Origin of the sequence: Burkholderia sp. USMB20, assembly GCF_000949135.2 — a bacterium.
GTDB lineage: Bacteria > Pseudomonadota > Gammaproteobacteria > Burkholderiales > Burkholderiaceae > Burkholderia.
Genome location: NZ_JTAN02000020.1, coordinates 72,311 through 86,972, shown reverse-complemented (window position 1 = coordinate 86,972; position 14,662 = coordinate 72,311). Strand labels below are relative to the sequence as shown.

Genomic DNA, 14,662 nt, shown 5'->3' with positions numbered 1-14,662 from the left:
GAGTACGACGCGCGCGGGAATCTGGTGCGCAAGCGCACGCCGGCGGGGGAGCAGGAATACGAGTGGGACGAGTTCAATCGCTTGCTGTCGGCGCGGGTTGCGAGCCGACCTCGCGCTTACGAACTTGGCATAATCACGCCTTGCTCGACACGAGCGCCGCTGCGCAGACACACTTGTGCAACCGTCGCATCTTGGCTCGGGCGTATTGACTCCAGTCCAGTTACCACCGCACTACCCATGTCGACCACCGTCACGACCACCGCGTCGCTGAAACACATTCTCGAACGCCCCGGCGATTTCTCCGGTTGGCTCTGCCTGCCGCCGATGCCCTGGACGCTCGATACAGAGGGCGCATTCACCGAAGACGCCAACGACCCCGAAGCCACCACGCCGCCCGCTACCGCACCGCAACCCGGCTGGCGCGTCACGCTGAATAGCGCGACGATCGAGGACATCGTGATCAACGCGCATGACCAGGTCGACGAACCGAGCGTCGCGCAATTGTTCGACGCGTTCGTGTTCTACGTCGACAACGAGGAATTCATTCTGCTCTGACGACGCACGACGCACGACGCACGACGCACGACGCACGACGCACGACGCACGACGCACGACGACGCGCCCCACGCACCACAGTAAAAAAGGACCGCCGAGCGGTCCTTTCTTCACGAAGCGTCAACATCCGAACGAAGCCTGCCCCTCAAGGCAACGAAATCGTCAAATTCGCCGACTCCGGCCCGACCTTGATCACCTGCGAGTAAGGCGCCAACGCCTGCAGCGTCTTGTCCTTGAGATAGGTATTGAGCCCGAGATACCCGAGCAGGGCCACCAGCGCAAACACCGCCCCGATCGCCCAAACCGGCACCTCCCGCTTCAGCCGATGCGCGATCTGATCCGGCAGCGGCCAATGCGGCGCAAACGCCGCCCGCTTGCCCTTCATATGCGCGATTTCATCCCCCAGCCGCGCGGTGAGGTAAGCGAGCTTCTCCGGCCCCTCGAGCAGATACTTGCCCTGGAACCCGAGCAGCAGGCACATATGAAACACCTCGAGCGACTGCAACCGCGCCGCGCCTTGCGCGCGACATTCCTCGAGATACTGAAAGAACTTCTCCCCCGCGAGCTGCTCGCCGAACAGCACGAGCTGCAGCGGCCGGCGTTCCCAGTCGGTGCGGATCTTGAACTGCGACGACAGCACCATTTCATCGACCGCCGCGCAATACGCGAACTTCGCGCCATACACGTCCTCGGCCGGGATGTTCAGCTTCTTCGCGCCACGCTCGAAATCCGCCAGAAACTCCTGGATCTTCGTGCTGAACTCGCTCGCGCTGTCCGGCTCGCGGCCGTTCTTGAGCAGGAACAGCATGAAGAACCCGTCGTACAGCAGGTCGAGCAGCGAACGGGCCTGGAACGCGGCGTCGGTCGACGCCGGGGTATGCAGCGGGGCCGGCGCGTTGTCGCCGAACAGGGAAGGCGCGTAGCTCATGATGTGACCGCGATCAGTTCGAATTTCAGGTCATTGATGCCAGTCGGCGCGTAGATCATCGCGGACTGGGCCTGCAGCATGCGCTCGTACAACGCGCCGCGCGAGTCGAGCTGGAAATAGCATGCACCGGGCCGCACCGGAATCGCGGGCGGCACCTGCGGCATGTACGACAGCCGCACGCCGGGCATTGCCGACAGCACGAGCTTGTCGACGTCGTCGGGCGCGCCGACCTTGAAGCGCGCCGGCACCGCATCGATGAGCTCGACGTTCGGCATGTCCGCTGACACCGCGAGATAGAACTCGGTCTTGTCGTCGATCTTGCCCGAATCGAGGCGGCCGAGGTGGAACGACGGACGCACCTCGTCGAGCGTGATCGCGAAGTAGCGCGTCGAGATCACGGTGTCGAGCAGCTCGCGCAGCATCAGGTCGAGACGCGCGAAGCTCGGGCCCGGATCGTCATGGCGATACACGGGCAGGTCGGCGAGCGTGTAGCCCTTCGAAAACGTCATCAGCTGCCCCGCGAGGCGCAGCAGTTCCTGGAACAGCCGCTCCGGATGCAGCGCCGCGTGCTGGTGCAGGTGCGCGAGCGTCGCGAACGCGGCGTTCGCCGTGTGCAGCAGCCAGAACGACGCGATGTCGCCCGAGCGGAATTCGATGATGTTCTTCGACGGTTCGCGGTGAAAACCGTACAGCGCGTTCACCTTCGCCTGCAGCGCGTCGACGAGCTGGCGCAGCCGTTGGTGCAGGATCGGCGACGCGTCGATCGCGAGGCACGGCGGCACGAAGTTGTCGTCCATCTCGAAGCCGGACGTCGCGGTGCGGCGCACGCGCACGAGCGGCACCGACAGCAGCTGGTCGCGCGGCTCGCTGTGCGCGATCAGCTTGACCTGCGTCTTCAGGAACGTGATGTCGGCTTCGGCGGCGTCGGTGAAGTTGTCGGCGACGCTCGTCTGCTCGCTGACGAAACGCGTCATGAAGCCGGCGGCCGGATCGTCGCTGTAGTTGGTGCCGTTCTCGCGCAGCGGGTGCAGCGCGAGGTAGAACACGAATTCGTTGATGCCGTCGGGCAGCGTGTCGAGCGCGATCGGCGGCGGCAGGTCGTCGGCCTGCGGCGCGGCGTAAAGCGCGCCGTCCGGAAACACGAGCGCGAGCTCGGCCACGCGCAGCACGTTGCTGCCGAGCGCATCGCGGTCGATGCGCACCGAGCGCACGCCCCAGTTGTACGGCTGGATCGCCTGGATGGATTCGAACAGGCGCGCCTCGTGGTACGCGTCCTGCCGCTGAAAGTGTTGAGGCCGGAGGAACAGCCCTTCCCCCCACAGCACCTTGGCCGAATAACTCATGTCAAATCCGGTTAATGTCGCGTTGCGATGTAATCGATTTGTTCGTGCCCGAATTAATCGCCATTTTGTTAACTCTTGTTAAATGACATTCGTGCGTCATGTTTAACCGCAGGTCACCGACGAAAGCAAATTCAGCGGTTGCGAAGGCGCACCCTGTTGCGGTGCGATGACAGAGCCGTCGGTGACCGTCATCGCGCAATTATGCAGGCCGATGATTATGCCGGATTTCTCCGACTTTGCCGGGTCGAACGTCAGTTTCCATCGCTGGATTGCGGGATCGCGGAACAGCGCGACGATGCCGAATGCCTGCGCTTCGCGCGACAGCTTTTCGGTTGCCGTATAGCGCTGGCCCGGAATCAGCGTGATTTCACGCACGTTCAGCAGATCGGCGCCCAGCGCGGCCTTTTCCTTGGTCGGATCGGTGAATGCATCGAACGGCGCTTGCTGGAACGAAGTCGGATCCTTCAGCGCGTAGAGCCTGACCACTAACGCGAGCGGCTTGTGATCGTTCGCGGCATTGAGGTTCGGCGCGGCGGCGAGCGTGAGCCCGATGTTGCGCGGCGGTTTCTGGGCATCCGGCACGTCGGGCTTGCCGACGCCGGCGGCCTGCATGACGGCGCTCGCGGCGGAGCCGAGCAGCGGGGCGGCCGCGCATCCGGCCAGGAGCGCGCAGGCAATCAGCGGCAGCGCATAGCGAATCATGGACGATCTCATCGTGTTTCCGGCGTGCCGCCTTTAACTCCCCTGTCAAAACTGCCGGGTATTTCCGCGTTCGCCGCGAATCCCCGGCGTATCGGCCGTTCAACTATTAAGCACACGCGCCCGGCAGCGTGCATTCGGAAATTTTTTCCGTCGTTCGCGCAAAGCGTTGCAGGCCAAGTAAAACTTGCGCATTCCGGTCGATGCGAAAGCCGTCGGCGAGCCGCTGCCAGAGGCGTTTCGAGGGGGTGGCGCACGATTTTAAAAGGAATTACTCTGCACGCAGCGATTGAATTATGAAAAATTGATCGGTACTATACCCGCGCGCTTCTTGCAAAGCAAAAGAACCAGATTCTCAACGATTTTAATACTCACGCGCCGGTGGATATAACGATGAAAGACCGTCTCTTCGCAAAACTTTCTGGGGTAGTGCTGGCTTGCGGCGTGATCGCCGGTTGTGCGAGCCAGCCGCCGGCGCCGCCGTCTGCCGAGGTGTTCAACAAGTCGCTGGCCGATGCGGACGCCGTCGCGAAATCGGGTGACCAGGACAAGGCGCTCGGCCTGTACCAGCAGCTCGCGAAGTCGGATCCGACGCGCGAGGAGCCGTGGTCGCGCATCGCGCAGATCCAGTTTGCCCAGAACCACTACGGCCAGGCGATCGTCGCCGCGCAGGAAGCACTGCAGCGCGATGCGACCGACCGTCAGGCGAAGAGCGTGCTCGCGGTCGCGGGGCTGCGGATCGCGACGCAGTCGCTCGGCGAACTGCGCCAGGATTCGTCGCTCGCAGGCGATGCGAAGTCGGACGCGCAGGCGCTCGCGAAGCAGCTGCGCGACACGCTCGGCGAATCGGCGCTGTTCCCGCCGGAGCAGAAGACGCAAACGCGCAAGGTCGTGCGTCGCCAGATTCACCGTCCGAAGGCCGGCGCCGGCGCTGCAACCGAGGTCGCCGCCGGTGCTGCCACCACGCCGACGGCGTCGGGCAACACCGCGCCGCAGAAGGGCGGCGCCGATCCGTTCAGCGCACTGCGCAACTGACCGCAACTGACGCGATAACCACAACTAACCTGGGAGCCGTCGAGATGGCCAAGAAAGAAAGCATTCAGAAAAGCTTGCAGAAAATACGGCCGCCGCGCGTCCAGTTGACCTACGAGGTCGAGAAGGGCGACGCGATCGAGGTAAAGGAACTGCCGTTCGTCGTCGGGGTCGTCGGCGATCTGGCGGGCCAGTCGGAAGTCGAGCAGCCGAAGCTGCGCGACCGCAAGTTCGTCAACATCGACCGTGACAACTTCGACGACGTGATGAAGGCGATCGAGCCGCGTGCCGCGTTCCAGGTGGAAAACCGCCTGAGCCCGGAAGGCGGCAAGTTCGCGGTCGACCTGAAGTTCCGTTCGCTGTCGGATTTCAGCCCGGACGAAGTCGTCGAACAGGTCGAGCCGCTGCGCCGCCTGCTCGAGGCGCGCTCGAAGCTCGCCGACCTGCGCAACAAGCTCGCCGGCAACGACAAGCTCGAGGACCTGCTGTCCGAAGTGCTGAAGAACACGCAGCAGCTGCAGGAGCTCGCGAAGGGCACCGGCGGCGACAAAGACGGCGAATGACGACGGAGTGTTGAGATGAACCAGCAAACGGCTGCGGCCCAAGCGAGCGGCGCGGAATACGCCGCCGGGACTTCGCTGCTCGACGACATCGTCGAGAAGAGCAAGGTCGCGAAATCCGATTCCGAGCATGCACGTGCGAAGGACCTGATCGGCGAACTCGTGCACCAGGTGCTCGACGGCACGGTGATCGTGTCGGACAACCTGTCGGCGACGATCGACGCGCGCGTCGCGGAACTCGATCGCCTGATCTCCACGCAGCTGTCCGCGGTGATGCACGCGCCGGAATTCCAGCGCCTCGAAAGCACGTGGCGCGGGATGGATTACCTGGTCAAGGAAAGCAACACCGGCCAGACGATCAAGATCAAGGCGCTGCACGCACCGAAGCGCGACCTCGTGCGCGACTTCAAGGGCGCGAGCGAGTTCGACCAGAGCGCGCTGTTCAAGAAGGTCTACGAAGAAGAGTTCGGCACGTTCGGCGGCTCGCCGTTCGGTGCGCTGATCGGCGATTACGAGATCTCGCGCCAGCCGGAAGACATGTACTTCATCGAGCAGATGTCGCACGTCGCGGCGGCCGCGCACGCGCCGTTCATCGCGTCGGCGTCGCCCGAGCTGCTCGGCCTCGAGTCGTTCTCCGACCTCGGCAAGCCGCGCGATCTCGGCAAGGTGTTCGACACCGTCGAATACGCGAAGTGGAAGTCGTTCCGCGATTCGGAAGACTCGCGCTACGTCGGCCTCACGCTGCCGCGCTTCCTCGGCCGCCTGCCGTTCAATCCGAAGGACGGCCAGACGGCGGAGAACTTCAACTTCGTCGAGGACGTCGACGGCACCGAGCACGACAAGTACCTGTGGTGCAACGCGGCGTGGGCCTTCGCGGCACGCCTGACGGCCGCATTCGACGACTTCGGCTGGTGCGCGGCGATCCGCGGCGTCGAGGGCGGCGGTCTCGTCGAGGACCTGCCGACGCACACGTTCAAGACCGACGACGGTGAAGTCGCGCTGAAGTGCCCGACCGAAATCGCGATCACCGATCGCCGCGAGAAGGAGCTGAGCGACCTCGGCTTCATCCCGCTCGTGCATTGCAAGAACTCGGATTACGCTGCGTTCTTCGCCGCGCAATCGGTGCAGAAACCGAAAAAATACAGCACCGACAGCGCGAATGCGAACGCCGTCCTGTCCGCCCAGCTTCAGTACATCTTCTCGGTATCGCGCGTCGCGCACTACCTGAAGGCGATGATGCGGGACAAGATCGGCAGCTTCGCATCGGCGCAGAACGTAGAGACTTTCCTCAACCGGTGGATTTCGCAGTACGTCCTGCTCGACGACAACGCGTCTCAGGAACAGAAGGCGCAATTTCCGCTGCGCGAGGCATCCATACAAGTGTCGGAGATTCCGGGCAAGCCGGGCTCGTATCGTTCGGTCGCGTTCCTGCGTCCGCACTTTCAGCTCGACGAACTCTCGATTTCTCTGCGACTTGTCGCTGATCTGCCCAAACCGGCAAATTCATAAGCGAGTAAATCGCCCGGGCGGGCCGCCTGGGTAGGACGTTAAAACCACCTCTTTGGGGAGTCGAAGGGCCATGTTACATATGCACTTGCAGTTTGGTAGTCCGGCGGTGAAGGGCGAATCCGCGGACAAGGACCATCAAGGCTGGATCGAGCTGAAATCGTGGGATCACTCGATCGTTCAGCCGCGTTCGGCAACGGCATCGACCGCAGGCGGTCACACGATGACGCGCTGCGAGCACGGCGACATGATTTTCACGAAGGAAATCGATTCGTCGAGCCCGCTGCTGTATCAGCACGCATCGGGCGGCACCACGTTCGATGAAGTGACGGTCCATTTCTCGCGCGCGGACGGTGAAGGCAAGCGCGTGCAGTATCTGGAAGTGAAGCTCAAGTACGTGATCATCTCGAGCATCGCACCGAGCGTTCGCGAAGAAGGTCTGCCGCTCGAGACGTTCTCGCTGAAGTACGCGGCCGTGCAGTGGAAGCAGACCCAGCAGAAGATCGGCGGCAACCAGGGCGGCAACACGCAAGGCGCCTGGAGCCTGACGAAGAACGACAAGACCTACGCGGTCTAAGGTCGGTTTGCGGCAACGGGGCGCTCGGCGTCCCGTTGCCGTTTTCGCTGTGGACGCCGGCCGATGAAACGATTCGAACCCAGTTTTCTCGACAAGCTGTTCGACGACGAACCGCATCTGCCGGCCTCGGCCGCGATGCGGCAATTGTCGCTGGACGAGCTCAAGAACACGGTCGCCCGCGACGTCGAGGCGATCCTCAACACCCGTATCGCGCACACCGAAATCGAGCTGGCCGCGCTGCCGGAATGCCAGAAGTCGGTGCTGACCTACGGGCTGAACGATTTCGCGGGGCTGAGCCTCGCGAGTCACTACGACCGCGCGTTCATCTGCAAGTCGATCCAGCAGGCCATCGCGCGCCACGAGCCGCGGCTGCAGCAGGTGCAGGTGACGTTCGAGCTGAACGAGCAGTCGACCAACGCGCTTTACTTCGCGATCCAGGCGCTGCTCGTCGTGCACCCGGCCGAGGAGCCGGTGAGTTTCGATGCGATGCTGCAGCCGTCGACGCTGCAGTATTCGGTCACGCGCGCACGCGCGGCCAGAATGCTGTGAATCGAGCTGCCGAGCGGGCCGGACCGCCCGGTGGTGGATCAGGGTCCGGCAGGAAATATTGAGGTTCGGGGTCGTCGATGGAAGAATTGCTGCCGTATTACGAGCGCGAATTATCGTTTTTGCGGCGCTATTCGCGAGATTTCGCCGAGCGCTATCCGAAGATCGCCGCGCGGCTCGCGTTGTCGGGCGAGCACTGCGAGGATCCGCACGTCGAGCGGATGATCGAGTCGTTCGCGCTGCTCGGCGCGCGCATCAACAAGAAGCTCGACGACGACTACCCGGAATTCACCGAAGCGCTGCTGGAAGTGCTGTATCCGCACTACCTGCGGCCGTTCCCGTCGTGCTCGATCGCGCAGTTCACGCCGGCGTCGCCCGGCCAGCAGACCGAACCGGTCGTGATCGACCGCGGCACCGAGCTGAAGAGCCGCCCGATCCGCGGCGTGCAGTGCCGGTTCCGCACCGCGTACGACGTGACGCTCGCGCCGATCCGCATCTCGGAGGCGCGCTACACGCCGGTCGCGCTCGCACCGAGCGCGACGGTGCTGCCGTCCAACGCGACGGGCGTGATCTCGATCACGTTCGAATCGCTCGCCGCGCAGCTCGATCTCGGCGCGCTGAAGCTGCCGACGCTGCGCGCGCACCTGCACGGCGAGCAGTCGTTCGTCGCCGCGCTGACCGACTGCCTGTTCGTCAACGTGCTCGGCGCGTACGTCGAGCCCGAGCGCAACGGCCGCTGGACCGCGCTGCGCAAGCTGCCGATCGCGCACGCCGGCTTCGACGAGGACGACGCGCTGATCGACTACCCGGCGAAGTCGCACCCTGCGTATCGCCTGCTCACCGAATACTTCGCGTTCCCCGACAAGTTCGATTTCGTCGATTTCGATCTTGCGGCGATCGCGCGCGCGTCGGGCCGCTGCCAGCGCGCGACGCTGCATCTGGTGCTGCAGGACGTGCGCAGCGATTCGCACGTCGCGCGGCTGCTCGAGCTGCTGACGGCCAGCCATTTCCGGCTGTTCTGCACGCCGATCGTCAACCTGTTCCGCCAGCATGGCGAGCCGATCCGCATCACGCACCGCGCGGTGTCGTACCCGGTGATCGCCGAAGCGCGCCGCGCGTTCGCGTACGAGGTGTACTCGATCGATTCGGTGAAGCTCGTCCGGCAGCAGGCGCATGAAGAATCGGTGATCGAGTTCCGGCCGTTCTATTCGCTGCATCACGGCGAATCGGCACGGATCGGTCACTACTGGTTCGCGCGCCGCAACGACTGGGTCGCGCAGAAAAGCCCCGGCTACGAAACCGAGATCTCGATCGTCGACATCGACTTCGAGCCGACCTCGCCGCAGACCGACACGCTGAGCCTCGATCTCACCTGCACGAACCGCGACCTGCCGGCGACGCTCGCCTTCGGCCTCGAAGGCGGCGACCTGTTCCAGGAAGGCGGCGCGCAGACGAGCGGCATCTCGATGCTGCGGCGCCCGACGCAGAGCGTGCGCTTCGAGCGCGGCCGCGCCGCGCACTGGCGGCTCGTGTCGCATCTCGCGCTGAACCACGTGTCGCTGGTCGCGCACGGGCTCGCACCGCTCAAGGAAATGCTGACGCTTTACGACCTGCGGCGCACCGCCGTGTCGATGCGCCAGATCGACGGCCTCGCCGGCGTCGAGCAGCGCGGCGCCGTGCAGTGGCTGCCCGGCAAGCCGTTCGCGACCTTCGTGCGCGGCATCGAGATCCGCCTGACGATCGACGAGGAGCACTTCGTCGGCGCGAGCCTCGCGTCGTTCGTACGCGTGCTCGACAGCTTCTTCGGGCTGTACGTCCATCTCAACAGTTTCGTTCAACTAGTCGTGGTGTCGAAGCGCACCGGCGAGGAGATCATTCGATGCAAGCCCCGCACCGGCGAATCGATCCTGGCGTAGTCGACGCGCTGCTCGACGAGCCGCACCGCTTCGAGTTCTTCCAGGCGGTGCGCGTGCTCGAAGGGCTGTTCGCGCGGCAGGCGTCCGATGCCCCCGGCGCGTGGCGGCAGGGCGACGTCGTCGCGCAGCGCATCGAATTCCGCAACACGCTGTCGCTCGGCTTTCCGCCGAGCGAGATCGAAGGCGCCCGCTCGTTCGACGACGACGGCACGCTGCTCGACTCGGGCGAGGATCGCGGCGCCGCGCTCGCGGCCGGCGAGCTCGGTCACGTCGAACTGACACCCGCATTCTTCGGGCTGCTCGGCGGGCAGGGCGCGCTGCCGCTGCACTACACCGAGCAGATCGTCGCGCGCGAGCACCTGAAGCGCGACCACGCGGCGCGCGCCTTCTTCGACGTGTTCTCGAACCGCGCGACCGCGCTGTTCTACGCGGCGTGGAAGAAATACCGGCTGCCGTTCCATTACGAACTCGACCGCGACGAGCGCTACCTGCCGCTCCTGCTCGCGATCGCCGGCGTGCCGAGCGACGAGGTGCGCGACAGCCTCGCGGCCGGCGCGGGCGGCGTGCTCGACGAGGCCGTCGCCGGCTACGCGCTCGCCGCGCGGCACCGGCCGATGTCGGCCGCCTACCTGCAGCGCACGCTGTCCGATTACTTCCGCGTGCCGGTGAAGATCGACCAGTTCGTCGGCAAGTGGTACGACGTGCCGCCCGACCAGCTGAGCGTGCTCGGCGAGGTCAACGCGGTGCTCGGCGCGACGGCGCTCGTCGGCGAACGCGTATGGCAGCGCGACATGCGCGCGCGGATCGTCGTCGGCCCGCTGTCCAAGCGCGACTACGAGGCATTCCTGCCCGGCGGCGCGCAGGCCGTTGCGCTCGAACGCATGCTGACGCTGCTCGCCGGCGTCACGCTCGAATACGAGGTGAAGCTCGTGCTGAAACGCACCGAGGTCGGTGCAAGTGTGCTCGGCGCGGGCTCGCGGCTCGGCTGGGACGCGTTCCTCTGCACGCGCGACGCGGCCGAAGACCGCTGGGACGCCCGCTACGAACTGCACGTGATTCACTGATTCCGAACGACAACAAACAATCGAACCTGAGATCGACGCCATGAGCACGCCCCTGAAGACCCTGATCACGAAACTGAACCCGCTGTGCCGGCATGCGACCGAGCGCGCGGCGAGCGCGTGCCTGGCGCGCGGCCATTACGAGGTCGATCTGGAGCATCTGTTTCTCGCGCTGCTCGACCAGGCGACGGGCGACCTGCCGCTCGCGTTGCGTGCGAGCCGCGTCGATCCGCATGCGCTGCGCGCCGATCTCGAGCGCGAACTCACGCGCCTGAAGACGGGCAACACGCGCACGCCGGTGTTTTCCGTGCACCTGATCGCGCTGTTCGAACAGGCCTGGTTGATCGCGTCGCTCGATTCGCAGCTCGGCCGCATCCGTTCGGGGCACCTGCTGCTCGCGCTGCTGACCGCGCCCGATCTCGCGCAGTTCGCGCAGCGCATGTCGTCGCAGTTCGCGGAAATGAACGTGACGGACCTGAAGCACAAGTTCGACGAGATCATGGCCGGTTCGAGCGAAGCCGAGCCGCGCCAGGCGGATGCGGAAGGCAGCGACGTCGCGCCGGCCGCCGACGGCGCCGCGCCCGCGGCCGGCCCGTCGAAGACGCCCGCGCTCGACACGTACACGACCAACCTCACGCAGCGCGCGCGTGACGGCAAGATCGACCCGGTGATCGGCCGCGAAGCCGAGATTCGCCAGGCGATCGACATCCTGATGCGTCGTCGCCAGAACAACCCGATCATGACCGGCGAGGCCGGAGTCGGCAAAACGGCGGTCGTCGAGGGTCTCGCGCTGCGGATCGCGGCCGACGACGTGCCGCCGCCGCTGCGCGGCGTCGCGCTGCACGTGCTGGACATGGGTCTGCTGCAGGCCGGCGCGAGCGTGAAGGGCGAGTTCGAGAACCGCCTGAAGAGCGTGATCGACGAGGTGAAGAAGAGCGCGCACCCGATCATCCTGTTCATCGACGAGGCGCACACGATCATCGGCGCGGGCGGCCAGGCCGGCCAGAACGACGCGGCGAACCTGCTGAAACCGGCGCTCGCGCGCGGCGAGCTGCGCACGATCGCCGCGACGACCTGGAGCGAATACAAGAAGTACTTCGAGAAGGATGCGGCGCTCGCGCGGCGCTTCCAGGTCGTGAAGGTCGAGGAGCCGAGCGAGCCGCTCGCGGCCGCGATGCTGCGCGGGATGTCCGGGTTGATGGAGAAGCACTTCAACGTGCGGATCCTCGACGACGCGATCACCGAGGCCGTACGCCTGTCGCATCGCTACATCAGTGGCCGCCAGCTGCCGGACAAGGCGATCAGCGTGCTCGACACCGCGTGCGCGAAGGTCGCGCTCGCGCACAGCGCGACGCCCGCGGCGATCGACGATACGAAGAAGCGCATCGAGCGCATCGATGCGGAAATCGCGTCGCTGGAGCGCGAAGCGGCGGGCGGCGCCGCGCACGACGAGCGCCTGGGCGAGCTGCGCGGCGCGCGCGACACGGCGCTCGCACAATTGACCGAGGGCGAGGCGCGCTATGAAGCCGAGCGCGCGATCGTCGTCGAGATCACCGAACTGCGCGACACGCTCGACCGGGCGCGCGGTCCGTCGGAAGACGGCGAGCCGGTCGACGTGCCGGCCATGCGCGAGAAGCTGGCCGAACGCGTCGCGGCGCTGCACGCGCTGCAGGGCGGCGAGCCGATGGTGCCGCTGCAGGTCGACGGTCACGTCGTCGCCGAGATCGTCGCCGCGTGGACCGGTATTCCGCTCGGCCGGATGGTGAAAGACGAGATCGACACCGTGCTGAACCTGCAGCCGCTGCTGACCGCGCGCGTGATCGGCCAGGACCATGCGCTCGACGCGATCGCGCAGCGCGTGCGCACGGCGACCGCGAACCTCGAGGATCCGAACAAGCCGCGCGGCGTGTTCATGTTCGTCGGGCCGTCGGGCGTCGGCAAGACCGAGACAGCGCTCGCGCTGGCCGACATCCTGTACGGCGGCGAGCGCAAGATGGTCACGATCAACATGAGTGAGTACCAGGAAGCGCACAGCGTGTCGGGCCTGAAGGGCTCGCCGCCGGGCTACGTCGGCTACGGCGAGGGCGGCGTGCTGACCGAGGCCGTGCGCCGCAACCCGTATTCCGTCGTGCTGCTCGACGAGGTCGAGAAGGCGCATCCGGACGTGCTCGAGATGTTCTTCCAGGTGTTCGACAAGGGCACGATGGACGACGCCGAAGGGCGCGAGATCGACTTCCGCAATACGCTGATCATCCTGACGTCGAACGTCGGATCGGCCGCGGTGATGCAGGCGTGCCTGAACAAGCCGGCCGAGGAACTGCCCGATCCGGACGCACTCGCCGAGGCGCTGCGCCCGCAGCTGTACAAGACGTTCAAGCCCGCGTTCCTCGGCCGGATGAAGGTCGTGCCGTACTACCCGATTTCCGACGACGTGCTGGCCGAGATCATCGAGCTGAAGCTCGAACGGATCCGCCGCCGCATCGAAGCGAACCACAAGGCCGCGTTCGAGTGGGACGAATCGCTCGTCGACGCGGTGCTCGCGCGCTGCACCGAGGTCGATTCGGGTGCCCGCAACGTCGACCACATTTTGAACGGCACGCTGCTGCCGGAGATCGCGGGCCACGTGCTCGGCCGGATCGCCGACGGCGCGGCCATCGCGCGCATCGCGGTGCGCGCGGACGAGGCCGGCGAATTCGCCTATACGGTCGAATGAGCCTCCGCACGCGACATCTCATGCATCAACGGATTCACTGAACCATGCCGATCAATCTCCCCGAGCTGCTGACGCCGATCAGCGATGCGTCGCCCAGCGGCGACGACCTGCTGTTCTCGAACGAATTCGACGCGATCCAGGACGCGCGGCGCTACGACGATCCGACGCTCGACCAGGGCGAGTGGGTGACCGAGATCAAGGAGGCCGACTGGGGCTTCGTCGTCGATCACGCGGGCGCGCTGCTGCGCACGCGCACCAAGGACCTGCGGCTCGCCGTATGGCTGACCGAGGCGCTCGCGCTGGAGGACGGCATCACCGGCCTCACCGAAGGCTATGCGCTGCTGGAAGGCCTGTGCCGCGACTACTGGGATAGCGTGCATCCGCTGCCGGAAGGCGACGACGTCGAATACCGGCTCGGCAACGTCGCGTGGCTGTCCGGCCGTACGGCCGAGCTGCTGCGCGGCATTCCGGTGACCGACGGCGCATCGAACGCGTTCACCACGCTCGACTGGGAAGTCGCGCAGCATGTGGCGCAGGCCGTGAAGCGCGATCCGGAACACGCGGACGACATCGCGCGCGGCAAGCCGTCGGTCGAGCAGGTCGATGCGTCGCGGCGCGTGACGTCGATCGCGTTCTACACGACGCTGCTCGCGAACCTGAAGGCGTTCGAAATCTCGCTCGACGCGTTCGAGGAGCGGCTCGTCGAACGCGCCGGCGATTCGGCGCCGAGCTTCCGGCAGACGCGCGACGCGTTCGAGACCGTGTACCGGCTCGTCGAGCGCTTCGCGCGCGAGCAGGGCTATACGGGCAGCGCGCCGCATGCGCCGTCGGCGCCGCAGGCGCAGCCCGAGCGCATCGAGCCGAGCTTCGGCGACGCGTTCCACACCGAGGAGACCCATGTGCAGTCGCAGACCGCTCCGCGTCCGCCGGTGACGCCAATGATCGCCGGCATCCAGAACCGTGCGCAGGCCGTCGACCAGCTGCGTGCGGTCGCGCGCTACTTCCGCCAGACCGAGCCGCACAGCCCGGTCGCGTATCTCGCGGACAAGGCCGCCGAATGGGCCGACATGCCGCTGCACAAGTGGCTCGAGAGCGTCGTGAAGGACGACGGGTCGCTGTCGCACATCCGCGAGCTGCTGGGGGTGAGGCCCGACGAGCAGTCGTGAGCCGCCGCTTGTTGACCTGAGAGCGCGGGCCCGGCGGGCTCGCGATGAACGAGAAGAAGG

13 protein-coding genes are annotated in these 14,662 nt (G+C 65.8%); 10 read left to right on the top strand and 3 right to left on the bottom strand.

Annotated features, from left to right (window positions below; translation table 11 throughout):
• The first annotated feature begins 237 nt into the window (after nt 1-237).
• Nucleotides 238-555, top strand: a complete 318-nt coding sequence (locus PL79_RS30325) for a DUF7716 domain-containing protein (protein WP_044845935.1) — start codon at nt 238-240, stop codon at nt 553-555.
• A 145-nt stretch (nt 556-700) separates the two neighbouring features.
• Here PL79_RS30325 and icmH read toward each other — a convergent pair whose 3' ends face one another.
• From icmH to tssJ, 3 genes are all read right to left on the bottom strand, one after another.
• The gene (icmH, locus tag PL79_RS30315) at nt 701-1,483 is read right to left on the bottom strand and encodes a type IVB secretion system protein IcmH/DotU (protein WP_044845934.1); all 783 of its coding nucleotides are present in this window, start codon (nt 1,481-1,483) and stop codon (nt 701-703) included.
• On the bottom strand, nt 1,480-2,826 hold the full coding sequence (gene tssK / locus PL79_RS30310) for a type VI secretion system baseplate subunit TssK (protein WP_044845933.1): 1,347 nt from the start codon (nt 2,824-2,826) through the stop codon (nt 1,480-1,482). The genes icmH and tssK overlap by 4 nt, the downstream gene beginning before the upstream one ends.
• 102 nt (nt 2,827-2,928) lie before the next feature.
• Nucleotides 2,929-3,540 (bottom strand): type VI secretion system lipoprotein TssJ, encoded by a 612-nt coding sequence (gene tssJ, locus PL79_RS30305; RefSeq protein WP_044845932.1) that lies wholly within the window; start codon nt 3,538-3,540, stop codon nt 2,929-2,931.
• Nucleotides 3,541-3,918: 378 nt separating this feature from the next.
• Here tssJ and PL79_RS30300 point away from each other — a divergent pair, with 378 nt between their 5' ends.
• The 9 genes from PL79_RS30300 (at nt 3,919) to tssA (ending at nt 14,602) form a co-directional block, all read left to right on the top strand.
• Entirely contained in the window at nt 3,919-4,560 is a 642-nt protein-coding gene (locus PL79_RS30300; protein WP_044845931.1) for a tetratricopeptide repeat protein, read from the top strand.
• A gap of 44 nt (nt 4,561-4,604) precedes the next feature.
• Nucleotides 4,605-5,120, top strand: coding sequence for a type VI secretion system contractile sheath small subunit (gene tssB / locus PL79_RS30295; RefSeq protein WP_044845930.1), 516 nt, complete (start codon nt 4,605-4,607; stop codon nt 5,118-5,120).
• A gap of 15 nt (nt 5,121-5,135) precedes the next feature.
• On the top strand, nt 5,136-6,626 hold the full coding sequence (gene tssC / locus PL79_RS30290; RefSeq protein WP_006751237.1) for a type VI secretion system contractile sheath large subunit: 1,491 nt from the start codon (nt 5,136-5,138) through the stop codon (nt 6,624-6,626).
• A gap of 70 nt (nt 6,627-6,696) precedes the next feature.
• Nucleotides 6,697-7,200 carry an Hcp family type VI secretion system effector gene (locus tag PL79_RS30285; protein WP_006477093.1) on the top strand — a complete coding sequence of 168 codons (504 nt, stop codon included), beginning with the start codon at nt 6,697-6,699 and terminating at the stop codon, nt 7,198-7,200.
• Nucleotides 7,201-7,263: 63 nt separating this feature from the next.
• Complete coding sequence (gene tssE / locus PL79_RS30280; protein ID WP_044845929.1) at nt 7,264-7,749, top strand: type VI secretion system baseplate subunit TssE; 486 nt, start codon at nt 7,264-7,266, stop codon at nt 7,747-7,749.
• Between the two features lie 77 nt (nt 7,750-7,826).
• On the top strand, nt 7,827-9,662 hold the full coding sequence (tssF, locus tag PL79_RS30275; protein ID WP_044845928.1) for a type VI secretion system baseplate subunit TssF: 1,836 nt from the start codon (nt 7,827-7,829) through the stop codon (nt 9,660-9,662).
• Nucleotides 9,626-10,726 carry a type VI secretion system baseplate subunit TssG gene (gene tssG, locus PL79_RS30270; protein ID WP_044845927.1) on the top strand — a complete coding sequence of 367 codons (1,101 nt, stop codon included), beginning with the start codon at nt 9,626-9,628 and terminating at the stop codon, nt 10,724-10,726. The genes tssF and tssG overlap by 37 nt, the downstream gene beginning before the upstream one ends.
• A gap of 40 nt (nt 10,727-10,766) precedes the next feature.
• Nucleotides 10,767-13,436: a type VI secretion system ATPase TssH gene (tssH, locus tag PL79_RS30265; RefSeq protein WP_044845926.1), complete on the top strand. Its 2,670-nt coding sequence runs from the start codon at nt 10,767-10,769 to the stop codon at nt 13,434-13,436.
• 44 nt (nt 13,437-13,480) lie between these two features.
• Complete coding sequence (tssA, locus tag PL79_RS30260; RefSeq protein ID WP_044845925.1) at nt 13,481-14,602, top strand: type VI secretion system protein TssA; 1,122 nt, start codon at nt 13,481-13,483, stop codon at nt 14,600-14,602.
• Nucleotides 14,603-14,662: the final 60 nt, after the last annotated feature.